At 67.6% G+C, this 12,069-nt stretch carries 11 protein-coding genes; 4 read left to right on the forward strand and 7 right to left on the reverse strand.

The genetic code is table 11. The features are described 5' to 3' along the window. The 7 genes from JAO81_RS40340 to JAO81_RS40370 all read right to left on the reverse strand — a co-directional run. A partial coding sequence (locus JAO81_RS40340; protein ID WP_199552986.1) for an ADP-ribosylglycohydrolase family protein occupies window positions 1–990 on the reverse strand: 990 nt, incomplete at its 3' end. Further along, a complete protein-coding gene (locus JAO81_RS40345) occupies window positions 987–2,129 on the reverse strand; it encodes an ADP-ribosylglycohydrolase family protein (RefSeq protein WP_233416601.1) in 1,143 nt (380 codons plus the stop codon). The genes JAO81_RS40340 and JAO81_RS40345, both read right to left, overlap by 4 nt. After that, a complete protein-coding gene (locus tag JAO81_RS40350) occupies window positions 2,116–3,303 on the reverse strand; it encodes an ADP-ribosylglycohydrolase family protein (protein WP_199552988.1) in 1,188 nt (395 codons plus the stop codon). Before JAO81_RS40350 ends, JAO81_RS40345 begins: the two co-directional genes overlap by 14 nt. Next, window positions 3,291–4,256, reverse strand: coding sequence for an ADP-ribosylglycohydrolase family protein (locus JAO81_RS40355; RefSeq protein WP_199552989.1), 966 nt, complete (start codon window positions 4,254–4,256; stop codon window positions 3,291–3,293). Before JAO81_RS40355 ends, JAO81_RS40350 begins: the two co-directional genes overlap by 13 nt. Window positions 4,257–4,375: 119 nt before the next feature. Beyond that, complete coding sequence (locus tag JAO81_RS40360; protein WP_199552990.1) at window positions 4,376–5,662, reverse strand: extracellular solute-binding protein; 1,287 nt, start codon at window positions 5,660–5,662, stop codon at window positions 4,376–4,378. Beyond that, window positions 5,662–6,519 (reverse strand): carbohydrate ABC transporter permease, encoded by an 858-nt coding sequence (locus JAO81_RS40365; RefSeq protein WP_199552991.1) that lies wholly within the window; start codon window positions 6,517–6,519, stop codon window positions 5,662–5,664. Before JAO81_RS40365 ends, JAO81_RS40360 begins: the two co-directional genes overlap by 1 nt. After that, complete coding sequence (locus tag JAO81_RS40370; protein ID WP_199552994.1) at window positions 6,519–7,469, reverse strand: carbohydrate ABC transporter permease; 951 nt, start codon at window positions 7,467–7,469, stop codon at window positions 6,519–6,521. Before JAO81_RS40370 ends, JAO81_RS40365 begins: the two co-directional genes overlap by 1 nt. 225 nt (window positions 7,470–7,694) lie before the next feature. Here JAO81_RS40370 and JAO81_RS44175 point away from each other — a divergent pair, with 225 nt between their 5' ends. From JAO81_RS44175 to JAO81_RS40385, 4 genes are all read left to right on the forward strand, one after another. Next, the gene (locus JAO81_RS44175) at window positions 7,695–7,997 is read left to right on the forward strand and encodes a hypothetical protein (RefSeq protein WP_374194421.1); all 303 of its coding nucleotides are present in this window, start codon (window positions 7,695–7,697) and stop codon (window positions 7,995–7,997) included. 81 nt (window positions 7,998–8,078) lie between these two features. Further along, the gene (locus JAO81_RS40375) at window positions 8,079–8,798 is read left to right on the forward strand and encodes a response regulator transcription factor (RefSeq protein WP_199552992.1); all 720 of its coding nucleotides are present in this window, start codon (window positions 8,079–8,081) and stop codon (window positions 8,796–8,798) included. Window positions 8,799–8,802: 4 nt separating this feature from the next. Then, on the forward strand, window positions 8,803–9,942 hold the full coding sequence (locus JAO81_RS40380) for a sensor histidine kinase KdpD (protein ID WP_199552993.1): 1,140 nt from the start codon (window positions 8,803–8,805) through the stop codon (window positions 9,940–9,942). Window positions 9,943–10,861: 919 nt separating this feature from the next. Next, window positions 10,862–11,425: a class F sortase gene (locus JAO81_RS40385; RefSeq protein WP_199552995.1), complete on the forward strand. Its 564-nt coding sequence runs from the start codon at window positions 10,862–10,864 to the stop codon at window positions 11,423–11,425. Window positions 11,426–12,069 lie beyond the last annotated feature (644 nt).

The raw sequence follows: 12,069 nt of genomic DNA on the forward strand, positions 1-12,069 counted from the left end.
TCCGGCCACCACGGCCAGGCCCGCTTCGAGGCAGCCATGGCCGTCGTCCTCGCCGCCGGCTGCCGCCGCCAGCATCGCTGCCGCGAACATCGCCCCGTACACGCCGTTGGCGGTGTGCGAGAGCACAGCATCGCGCCAGGCAGCCTCGGCGGGGGCCGCCGGATCCCCCCGCTTGGTCCAGCCAAACACGTCCCCGCGGGTCTGTGCGCCGCTCCATTCCCCGCAGGGGGTGTGGTACCGGGCCGTGGCAGGCGGTTCGAGGCCGAGCAGAAGGTTGCGATAGGCCACGCGTTCCGCGGTGAAGGTACGGCCCGCGGGCAACTCGTCCAGCCACAGTTGAGCCACGTCAGCGGTGGCGAATTCATGGCCATGCCGCTCCAAGAGCAGCAGGGCCAGCAGCGGATAGTTGAGGTCGTCGTCCTCCGGCATTCCGTTGATGTTCTCGGCGAGCGAGGTACTCCGGCTGCGCCGGTTCCAAGGCCACAGTTGTGTGATGGCGGGGGGCAGACCCACCTCCGTGAACCAGGTGTCCAGCGGCCAGTTGTCGGTGGCACGGGCGATGTCACGGATACCGGCGACCATCAGCTTCTCCACCGGCTTGCCCAGCAGGCAGCCTGCGGCCCGTCCCAGCCAGGCTCCGTGCAGCCGGTCGGTCAGGTCCTGGGGGCGCGCCAGGGAGCCCGGACCGACAGGCCAGCGGGGACAGGCGGCTCGGATCGCGTCCAGTCCGGTCGGCTCGTCGATGGCCAACGGTGAGCGCAACAGGGCGAGTTCTCCAAGGAGCTGTCCGGCCAGGGCGCGCAGTTGGGGGCCACCGGGACGATCGGAGGACCCGGCCCGCGAAGGCGCCACCTGTCCGCCCGACATGGCCCAGCGCCGGGCGATGGCGGAGGCGTCCCGGCCGTCCTGGGCAGCCTGTCGCAGCTCGTGACCGACCAGGTCTTCGGGCTGCACCCAGGTCAGGCGCAGCCGGGGTTCGGAGCCAGTCATCGGGCACCCGCGATCGCACCAAACGCGGCCTCGTGGGCTTTCCGACGCTCAACATCGCGCAGGAACACCTCACGGGCGACCTGCGCAAGGGTTGCAGCCGGCGTTTCGAGATTCAGCCGGCTGGCCGTCGCCACCTCACGGCTCCATTCGGCCGGGATGGCGGCATTGCCGTGGAGGGCTCCCACGAGCGCGCCGCTCATCGTGGCGATCGAGTCACAGTCCCGCCCGTAGTTGACCGACCCCAGCACCGTCTTGCGATAGTCGCCGTCACCGATGAGGAGCAGACCGAGCGCGACAGGAAGCTCTTCGATGGCATGCAGCCGCGAGGGGCGCCTCGCCCCGAGGGAGGGTTTGCGATATTCCGGACCGACTGTGTCGAAGGGCTCGACAGCAGCCCGCAGAGCAGGAAGCGCGTCCTCCCAGTCGCTGTACTTCTCAGCCGTCTCGCATACCGCCTCGATGGCAGTACGGGTACCGTCCTTGGCCAGTACCAGGCAGTCCTCGACGACGGTGCGCACCGTGGCGCGCGGGGTAAAGGCCGAGGCGACCGCTGCAGCGAAGACCCCTGCGGCCTCCCTGCCGTAGGAGGACTGGTGGGCGCCGGCGACGTCGATCGCCTCGGCGTAGGCACGGCGCGGGTTGCCGGCGTTCACTATGCCGACTGGCGCCATGTACATCGCCGCACCGCAGTTGACAATGTTGCCGACGCCCGCCTCACGGGGGTCCACATGCCCGTAATGCAGGCGGGCGACAATCCACTTCTCGGCGAGGAAGATGCGCTGCAGGGGCAGCGCCTCAGCCTCGAATTCGGGGATCCACACCGGGTTGCCCATGAGTTCGGGAACAAGGTGGTCGGCGACAGCGTACGCATCGAGGTGATCGCGGACCCGATCGTAGACGCGGACCAGGGCATGGGTCATCAAAGTGTCGTCGGTGACGTGCCCATCACCCTTGTGATACGGCGCGATGGGGCGGGCAGTGCGCCAGTTCTCGTAGAACGGCGCGACGATACCTTGCACGGGACCGCCGTGGCGTTCCGCGATCTGCTCCGTGGTCCACCCCTCGACAGCACCCCCGAGGGCGTCGCCGACCGCCGCTCCCACCAGGCAGCCTCGGGCACGATCTTCAAGAGTCAGCATGGCGAATCCGTTCCTTCCTTGAAACGCCGCCCTCGGACAGGGCGACGGCGTAGGCCAATTCATCGGCCAGCACAGCCAGCTGGAGCCCAGCAGTGTCGGGCAGCACACAACCGGCAAGCTCACCGCAGGCGTCGCGCCACGACAGGGGCAGCGCGACCGCACCGCCCAGTGCACCGGTGAGTGCCCCCACCAGGGCGGGCGCCGAGTCGGCCACCCGCGACAGGCAGGCGGCCATCGGCACCGCCTCGGCGATGCGGCCTTCCGAGGCCAGGCAGAGCGTCAGCGCCACCGGTACGGTCTCGGCGGCGGCAATGCCGTAGCTGTAGATGTGGTCGACGATCTGATGCTCGAGAAGCGGGATCAAGGCGAACGCGTCGCCCCCGGCGCCCTCCAGCCCCCGGGCCAACTCGAGTGCGTGCTCAGTGTTGCGCCGGACCTCACTCCCGTCGGGCAGCTGCTCAAGCGCCAGAGACACAACGCCCGGTGCCGGCGTGCCGCCCAGTGCGGCGGCCACCGCGGCGGCCATGGCGCGCGCGCCGTAAACGCCGTCGTCGTCCTGGGTGTAGCGCGCGTCGTGCTCGGCCAGGTCCGCGGCTGCAGCCGGATCGCCGGGATGGACGGTGGCAAGGACTGCTGCGCGCACGCACGCGGCATCGTCGAAGAAGTGCGGATTGTCATGACCGGTGGCGGGCGGCCGCAGACCGGCAGCGAGATTGCCCAGCCCGGCCCGTACTGATATCCGTGCGCGAATGGGGAGTTCGGCGTCCTCCACATCGAGTGCCTCCTGCCGAGCAGCTGTCACTTGCTCCGCGAGGGCCACCCAGGCCTGGTCGAGCGAGGTGCGGACACGCCGGTCCAGATCTTCACCGGTCTGCGCATCGGCGGCAGCCGCAAGGATCGCGCAAGCGGTGAAGGCCGCCCACTCGGCGTCATCCGACGGCCCCATGCGCAGCGCCTGCGGGGGCTGGTTGAGGGCGACGGGCACCGGCAGGGTCGTCGTTTGCTGTTGCTCCGCAAAAGTATCCAGTTCACGGGCGAGACGCCGCGTCCATCGGGGGAGCCGGGCCGCGCGGTGGCGGGCGGAGGGCCAGCCGGCGGCATCGCCGGCGGCAATGCCAAGGAGGAGGCCCGCAATCCGGTCGGCAAGCCGGGGCTGGTCCATCATGCGGCCCATTCCCCACTGTGCGGGGTCAGGCGGTCGGCGATGTCCAGCACGTGCAGGCCTGCCATGGAGGGCAGACAGCTGCCTCGGACCGGGCCGATGGCCTGCGCCCACGCTTCGGGGATCACGTCCGCGCCGCCCAGCGTGCCGGCCAAAGCGCCGGCGATGGCAGCTGTCGTGTCGGCATCACGGCCCATGTTCACCGCCGTCAAGACCGAGGTCACGAAATCACCTTCGGCGGCCGCCACAGCCCCGAAAGCAAGTCCGACGGCCTCCGGAGCCAGATCGGTCCAGGGATAGCCGGCCACCACCACGGACGAACGCACCGCCCGTTCGGTCTCCAGCGGACTACAGCCTTCCAGTCGGGCAGTGGTGCCCGCGTGCATGGCTCGACGGATGGAGCGGGCCGTCCAGGAGTCCTCCGGGATCGTCATCAGTCCCTGGTGCAGAGACGCGTGCCAGCCCAGACCGGTCATGGCTGTGGCAACCGCCGCGGCCACGACCTGCCCTCCGTACAGACCCTCACCGTCGTGGCTGACCGATCCGTCGATCGCCACCAGGCGAGCGGCCTCGTGGGAGTCACCCGGCGCAAACACCCCGAAGGGCGCGGCCCGCATGGCCAAACCGTCGCTCCAGGCATGGCGGTGCTGTGCACTGACGGGCGCGGCGAGCCCGCGGCGCAGGTTCTCCAGGGTGCCGCGCTCGCTGAACCCCGCGCCCCTGAAGGGCCCTTCGTCGATGTCGGCGATCCATTCGTGCCAGGCAGCCTCCACGTCGGCAACGGTGAGCGCCGATCCGTGCGTGGCAAGGAGCAGGCCGGACAGGATCGCGTACTCCGTGTCGTCGGTGCCGGCGGGATCCGCCGTCACGAAGTCCTTGATACGGCCCCAGCGTTCGCGGATCTGCGACGGCTTGAGGTTCTCGGCCGGCGCGCCGAGTGCGTCACCCACAGCCAGGCCGAGCATGGCTCCGCGGGCGCGGTCCCGGCGAAGCGGGCGACGAGGAAGGGGCGGCCGGGTATCCGGAGGGTTCACGGCGGAGCTCTGGTTTCTCTTCGTAGGGTTCGTACGTCGGATGGTGCGGTTCAGCGCTGGTAGCGATCCAGGACCCGGCCCCCGTCGCGGACGAGCTTGTTGCGCAGGGCATCGAGCCCGATGGCACCGCTGTAGAACTCCTGGAACGCGGGGGTGGCGATCTTGTCCTTCCACTCGGCGTAGCCGCGCACGCCCAGTACAGGCGATGCCTGCAGACGGCCCGCGAGGGTCACACCGGTGCGCCAGCCGTGCTCATCAATGGCCAATTGGGGGTCCGTCAAGGCCTGCCGGCCGGTGGGCAGCAGCCAGTCGCCCTTGGCCAGGCGTGCCATGTGGGCGGGTTCGGCCATGAAGGCGATGAACTCCATCGCCGCCTGTTTCTGCCGGCAGTCCTCGGCAATGGACAGAGTCTGCGGGGAGACGCCCTGAGCCAGTCCCTCGGTGCCGGGCAACGGAAGGACTATCCAGTCAAATCCGTCCGGTGCTTGTTGCGAGACCTGCTGGCGGTACGCAAAGCCGAGCGGCACCATCGCGTACTTCCCGGCGAAGAATCCGGGCAGGGTGTCCGAGCCGCCCATGCCGAGGCTGCCGGGTGCTGCTGAACGTTCCTTGTTCACCTGTCGGTTGATGAACTCGGCGAGATAGCTGTCCCTGCCGCCGAAGCGGACCTCGTTGCGGCCGCCCACACGGTAGAAGACACGCCCGCCGGTCCCCAGGGAGAGATTGACGGACTGGGTGACGGGCTCCTTCATCGCCCAGGCGATGCCGTACTTCCCACCGCCGGAAAGGACCCGCGTGGTATCGCTGAACTCGTCCCAGGTCCAGGGCGTTTGCACTGTGGGAATGCGGGCTTTGGCCTTGCGCAGGAGGGCACGGTTGGCTATCAGTACGCGGGGCTCCTGAAGGAACGGCACCCCGTAGATGCCGCCGTTGAAGCGGGTCGTGTCCCAGGACTGGTCCGGGATGTCCTGCCGCAACGCGGCGGGCAGCAGAGGGCCAAGGTCGGCGAGGTAGCCGCCGCCGGCGAAGTCGGTCAGATCGTCGGCCGTGTTGTGGATGATGTCCGGGGCCGCGCCGCCTTCGAAGGAGGTGAGCAGCTGGTCATGCACGCTGTCCCAGCTGCCTTGGACGTACGTGACCGGGCTGTCAGGGCGGCGCCGGTTCCACTCGGCAACCAGCGCCTTGTTGGCCTCGACGGAATCCTTCTGCCAGGCCAGGCTCAGATACTGCAAGCCGTGGCCGCGTGCCCCTCGCGACGAGCTCCTGCAGCCGGCCAACGCGGTCGTGGCGGTCAGGGCCGCGGCGGCGGCGAAGGCTCGGCGACTGAGGGCGGACATCAGCCCTTCACCGCCCCGGAGAGCATGCCCGCTGTCAGCTTGCGTTGCAGCAGCGCGAAGAACAACAGGCTGGGGATAGTGGCCAGAACTGAGGCCGCGGCGAGCGGTCCGAGATCCGCTGCTCCCTCGGCGCCGAGAAACTTGGTGAGGATGACCGACATGGTCTGGTTCTCCGAGGACTTGAGCAGGACGAGGGCGAAGAAGAATTCGTTCCAGGCGCTGACGAAGGAGAACATCAACGTGGCCACCAGGCCCGGGGCGAGCAGCGGGAGGACCACGCTGACCAGGGTGCGTAGCCGCCCGGCGCCATCCACCGCCGCGGCTTCCTCGAGGGAGGGCGGCACTGCGCGGACGTAGCTCTGCAGCATCCACAGCGCGAACGGCAGGTTCCACACCACGTAGACAAGGACCAGGCCGGGTCGGGAGTCGATCAGGTGCAGGTTCTTGAGCACCAGGAACAGCGGGATGATCACCAGCACGAACGGGAACATCTGGCTGATCAGGATCCAGCCGGTGGCCGCCTTGCTCACCGCTGAGCGAAAGCGGACCAGCACATAGGCAGCGGGTACCGCGAGCCCTACCGAGATGAGCGCGGCGGAGCCCGCGATCAGCAGGCTGTTGAGTGCTGCACCGCCCAGTGGCTGCTGGTCGAAGGCCGAGCGGAAGTTATCCAGTGTCGGATGCTCCGGAACCCAGGTCGGGTTGATCGAGCCGAGCTCCTGGGGTGACTTGAACGCCGTGGACAGCAGCCACACGAGAGGAAAGGCCAGGAAGACGATGTAGCCGGCGAGAGCCAAATACTGGGCTCCCCGTCCGGCGAACCGACCGGCCCGGATGCGTATGGGCGCGCTGGCCATCACTGCCCCTCCTTCAGGCGATTGCGCAGGAAGACAGTGAGCAGCACCGCAAGCACCGCGATCATCACGCAGCCCATCGCCGCGGCATAACCGAACTGCCCGTACCTGAAGGCCTCTTCGTACGCGAAGAGCATCGGCAGCCGGGTCTGCCCCCCAGGGCCACCCTGCGTCAGGACGTAGACCAAACCGAAGGAATTGAAGTTCCAGATGAAGTTGAGGGCAGCGATCGCCAAGGCGACAGGCATCAGCGCGGGCCAAGTGACGGTGCAGAACCGGCGCCAGCGCCCCGCACCATCGAGCGAGGCCGCTTCGTGCAGTTCTGCGGACACGTTCTGCAGCCCGGCGAGCAAAGTCACGGTGGTCATGGGCATCCCGGCCCAAACACCTACGACGATGACCGCCGGAAGGGCATACGAAAAATTCGTCAGCCAGTCGATGTTGTGGCTTATCAGACCAAGGCTGGTCAGCGTGTGGTTCAGAACACCGGCGTCCTGGTGGTAGACGAGCCGCCACATGATGCCCACCACCACCTCAGGCATGGCCCACGGAATAAGCGCCAAAGTGCGCGGCAGCCAGCGGAATCGGAGGTTCTGGTTGAGCAGCAGTGCGAGGCCGAGGGCTAGGAGCAATTGCAGGGCAGTCACTGCAAGGGCCCAGATCAGGCCCACTCGGAAGGACTTCCAGAAGAGTCCGTCGTCCAGCAGGTCGCCGAAGTTCTGTCCGCCGATGAATTGCGTGGAGGTGGCTCGACCGGCCTGCGCATCGGTGAAGGCCAGAGATATTCCGTACAGAAGTGGCCCGACACTGATGAGCAGAATGGGGAGAAGAGCAGGAAGCAGCAGGAACCAGGCCCCGCGATCCAGGCCCAGGGCGCGCTTGCGTTCCTTGGGCGTACGCGGTGGCGGAGTGCCCGCAGAGGACACTTCCGTGTCAGCCACCGAGGTGGTCATCGTCACGCAGTCACCTCCGGCAGCGCATGTGGCTGATGGTCAGCAGTTCGCCCCAGCATTGGTCCGGACCGCTCCCTGCGCAGTACTCAAAAGTTGATCTTCAAGGGGCGAAAGTGGATCGATGGGTGACAGGCGACGGGCCGACCTCCGTCCCCCGCCCCAACTGCGGTAGAACAGCAGAATCTGCCCACATCGTCGGCCACTTCAGCACCATTGGAGGCACACGTGGATCCGGTCCCCATATCCGTCGAATCAGCCGCCCCCACTCGGGGCTCCTTGCTCACAGCCCTCCGGAGGGGCGAGCTTCAAGGGGCGCAGCTCATTGCGCGAGCGGACAGCGACGCATCGGTTGGCGACCTGTACGTCAGGGAATTCCTGTCGGCGATCCCTGCATTCACCGCCGCCAACAGCTCCACCCTGATGAAGCGGTTGGGCCTCGCGGAAACCCGGCGGCTGCGTAGCCTCACGCGTCGCCAACAATCCGTCCTCACAGCGGCTGTCAGTGCCGCGGAGTCCCTTACGAGATGAGACCCCGACGGGGCCGAAGGACATTCAAGTGTCATCCATCGACGACACGATCCGCCCACGCGATTCTGCAGACTTCGTGCCATGACCGTCCGGCCTCCGTCAGAAGCCCCGACCCGCCGCATCCTCGTCGTCGACGACGATCCGACCGTCGCGGAGGTCGTCACGGGATATCTCAAGCGTGCAGGGTTCATCGTCGACTGCGCGGCCGACGGGTTCACCGCGTTGAGTCATGCCGCCGCGGCACGGCCCGACCTGGTCGTCCTCGACTTGATGCTGCCGGGAATGGATGGATTCGAGGTGTGCCTCAGGCTGCGCATGGAAGGCCCACTTCCCGTAGTGATGCTGAGTGCTCAGGACGATGAGCGGCACCGGATTCGGGGACTTGAGATCGGTGCCGACGACTACGTGACAAAGCCGTTCAGCCCACGCGAACTAGTTCTGCGCATCAATGCGGTACTGCGTCGATCAACACCTGAGCCGCCTCGCACTGCCACGCTCAGCGAGGCCGGATTCGTACTCGACTACTCTGCGCGGCGGGTGAGCAGGGACGGCAAGCGCATCCCTCTCACCCCTCGCGAATTCGACCTTCTGTCACACTTCTTGCACCACCCAGGACAGGTGTTCAGCCGGGAAGAGCTCATACGCTGCGTATGGGGCTGGGAGTTCGGAGACCTCTCGACGGTGACGGTGCACATACGACGCCTGCGAGCAAAGGTGGAGCGTGACCCGGCGCAGCCCTCGCTGATCAGCACCGTGTGGGGTACGGGATACCGGTTCGATGCCCCGGCGGATGGCGAGTGATGTCATGCGCGACCTCATGATCATCGCCTTGTTCGCTGCCCTGGGCGCGCTTGCGGCCGGCATGATCGGCAACTTCGTATTGAGGCTGGTACGGCGCCGTTCTGCGGCCGTGGCAGTGGCTGTCGTAGCCACGGTGGCAGTCGGTGCCATGCTCGGTGGCACCCTCTCAGTGGCTCAGGCCATGTTCCTCTCGCCCCACGACCTGTCCGTCATCACCACGGTCTGCGCCATCTCGGCGGTGGTATCACTGTTCACCGCCGTACTGCTGGGTCGGCGGATGGCAGCAAGCAGCCAACAGTTGGTGCAGGCCGCCCGCAGCCTGGGTACGGACGGCAGTTTCGTTGCACCGAGCAACCCTGCAACAGCAGAACTGGCGGCCCTTGGGGAACAGTTGGCCGCTGCCGGCGCACAGCTCAACGCAGCGCGTGAGCGCGAGCGGACGCTCGAGGCATCGCGGCGTGAGCTCGTCACCTGGATGTCACACGATTTGCGCACGCCGTTGGCCGGCCTGAGAGCCATGGCCGAAGCATTGGAGGACGGAGTAGCCGACGACCCGTCGGCCTACCACAGGCGTATCCGCGTGGAGGTGTGCCGGCTGACAGATATGGTCAGCGACCTCTTCAACCTCTCTCGTATTCAGGCCGGGGCACTAACCCTGACTCGCAGCCGCATCTGCCTGCACGACCTCATCGACGACGCACTCTCCTGTGCGGATCCACTGGCCGAAGGCCGCGACGTGAAGCTGATCGGAAGCCACGTGGAGAACGCACCGATCGAAGTCGACGACAGCGAGATGTCCCGAGCTCTTCAAAATCTGCTCGCCAATGCGATTCGCCATACGCCATCCGGCGGCGAGGTTGTCCTGGTGGCACAACGCCAGGACGAGGACGTGGTCATCACCGTCACCGACGAGTGCGGAGGGATCCCACCGACGGACCTCCCTCGGCTCTTCGACGCAGGCTGGCGCGGGACCACAGCCCGGACGCCTCCTGGCGGAGCAGGCATCGGCCTAGCCATCGTCAAGGGGATCGTCACGGCACACGCAGGATCTGTGGCCGTGCACAACGTACCTGGTGGCTGCCGGTTCACACTGACGGTCCCGGCGCTCAACTCCGCTGACTGCGGCGTAAGCCCATCCGGCTGAGCAAGTCACTCGCACGTGGACCACGCAGGGCTCTCCGCGTGCGCAGTCTCCGCGCAGGGCATTGGCTCGTGGCACGGAGCACGGGCCTCCCCCACCTCTGGTGGCACTTCGGAAGTGCCGCCACCCGGGCTTCGGTGGAGGACACGCTCATGCGCACTACTCGAATATCCGCGCGCTGCGGACTGGTCGTCGCCGCTGTCGCGGTACCGCTCGCCCTGGCCGCAGGTCCCGCAACAGCTGCAGACATCAGTGTCAGCGTCACCGGGACAACCGTGACGGCCTCCACCACCGCCTGCCCGAACGGTGGCAAAGCTGCGCTGATGAGCAACGGCAGCGCAGACTTCGCCCAGGGCAAGCAGGTCGATCTGACGACAAGCAGCGCCGGCCAGAGCGCGTCATGGACAGGTGTCAGTCCAGGGACACACACTGTGGCCGTGGTCTGCACTGGCGGTGCATCAGCTGGCGCAGCTCAAGTGACGGTCTCCGGCACCGCGACCCCCACTCCGCGCCCCACGTCCACTGCCACACCCAGAGGCCTGGCACGTGGCGGCCTCGGCGGAGGCAATCAGGAAGACACCACCGGTCAGATCGCCATGGGCGCCGCAATCGCGGTGGCCACAGGCGTCGGCGGCACCTGGCTGATGCGTCGGCGCCGCAGCCGGCGGACACCGCCACCCGTCTGAGCGCGTGCGCGCACGGCTCCGCTCCGGCTTCTGGATGGTGAAGAGGCCGGAGCCGAGACCTCATCTCACGTCTCTTACCGACTTCGATTACGTTCCCGAGTGCGCCTGGAGGTCAGCCCGTGCCCCCCTCGCGAAGCCGCCTCCTCGGGCGTCGGCGCTCTGAATGGCACGACCACCAGGTCCGGGTGCCGGTGGCCGGGCTCACCGCGCTCGGCGTGCTGCTCGGGTCGTGGCTAATGGCTGAGGGGGTGCGAGCCCCGGAACCGCCGCCGCGTCCCGCGGCGGCGCAAGCTCAGAAGGCCGTCCACACCAACGCGCTCCCCCCTCTGCCTCCCTCGCGCCCCCTGCAGATCCGGATCCCGGCCATCCAGGTCGACGCTCCGCTTGTCGGTCTCGGCCTGGTGCCGAACGGGTCGCTCGATGTGCCGCCTGCGACGGACCCATGGCTGGCTGGGTGGTACGAGCAGGGCGTGACACCCGGTTCCACCGGTACGGCCGTCACCATCGGCCACCTCGACTCTGCGACGGGACCCGCAGTCTTCTACCAGTTGGGGGCGCTGCGCCGGGGTGATGTGATCGAGGTCGACCGGGAGGACGGGCGCACCGCGGTGTTCACCGTGGACGGTGTCGCTCTGTACGGGGCCGATGCGTTCCCCGACGCTCAGGTGTACGGCAACTCTGATCGGCCGGAGCTGCGTGTGATCACCTGCGGCGGGGCGTACTCGCGGTCCGCGGGAGGGTACTTGGCGAATACCGTGGTGTACGCGCAACTCAGTGGCGTGCGAGAGGCTACGACCTAGCCAGGCGGCTCTGGACTACACACCGGTGTCACTGATGCGGCCCGCCGGCCACGCGCACCTGCGGCGCAGCCGATCGCTGCCGGCTGACCACTCACGATCCTGACAGTGTCCGGTACGTCCAGGCCAGGAAGGCATGGGACGACAGGTCGGGCCGCCTGTGCAGCAGCCACGTCCAAGCCTGTTCCTATCCGCCATGCGGCTCCTGCCATTCAGCTCCCTCACATGTATAGCCAGCCAAGGGGTGTGTCGTGGCGGCGTACGCCAGACAGGACGGCCTCCCAGCGACTTCACACGACCCCGCGCCGCGCGCTACTAGCAGCATCGCGGTGACGCGCCGCGGAAGGTGGCCACGAGGGCCGAAAGACGGCCCTCTCCAGAGCGGCGAGCAACTCCCCCCTGGTCGAGGACACCGTGGGTGACGTCGCCTGGCAGGCCTGGCGGTCAAGCCGCCGTGCTGAATGCCGCACCACGTTCACGACGGCTCCTCCCCGGCCACCATGGCGCCAGGCGAACTGACTGCTCAAGGGGTGGCCACGTTGTAGAGGTCACACAATGGCCTCAGGGAGGGGCGGCCCGCAGGCACGTTACGCCATGCGGGTCGCGACACGGGCCCGGATCGCACAGCTGTTGAAAGTTAAACCAAA

The organism is Streptomyces sp. N35, assembly GCF_016464295.1.
In the GTDB taxonomy this organism is placed as follows: domain Bacteria; phylum Actinomycetota; class Actinomycetes; order Streptomycetales; family Streptomycetaceae; genus Streptomyces.

Excerpts from the sequence above, each read along its gene's own strand:
- JAO81_RS40365 (WP_199552991.1), bottom strand. The coding sequence starts at position 6,519 with ATGGCCAGCGCGCCCATACGCATCCGGGCCGGTCGGTTCGCCGGACGG.
- JAO81_RS40380 (WP_199552993.1), top strand. The coding sequence starts at position 8,803 with ATGCGCGACCTCATGATCATCGCCTTGTTCGCTGCCCTGGGCGCGCTT.
- JAO81_RS40375 (WP_199552992.1), top strand. The coding sequence starts at position 8,079 with ATGACCGTCCGGCCTCCGTCAGAAGCCCCGACCCGCCGCATCCTCGTC.
- JAO81_RS40385 (WP_199552995.1), top strand. The coding sequence starts at position 10,862 with ATGGCTGAGGGGGTGCGAGCCCCGGAACCGCCGCCGCGTCCCGCGGCG.
- JAO81_RS40355 (WP_199552989.1), bottom strand. The coding sequence starts at position 4,256 with ATGCTCGGCCTGGCTGTGGGTGACGCACTCGGCGCGCCGGCCGAGAAC.
- JAO81_RS40350 (WP_199552988.1), bottom strand. The coding sequence starts at position 3,303 with ATGGGCCGCATGATGGACCAGCCCCGGCTTGCCGACCGGATTGCGGGC.
- JAO81_RS40370 (WP_199552994.1), bottom strand. The coding sequence starts at position 7,469 with ATGACCACCTCGGTGGCTGACACGGAAGTGTCCTCTGCGGGCACTCCG.
- JAO81_RS40360 (WP_199552990.1), bottom strand. The coding sequence starts at position 5,662 with ATGTCCGCCCTCAGTCGCCGAGCCTTCGCCGCCGCCGCGGCCCTGACC.
- JAO81_RS40345 (WP_233416601.1), bottom strand. The coding sequence starts at position 2,129 with ATGCTGACTCTTGAAGATCGTGCCCGAGGCTGCCTGGTGGGAGCGGCG.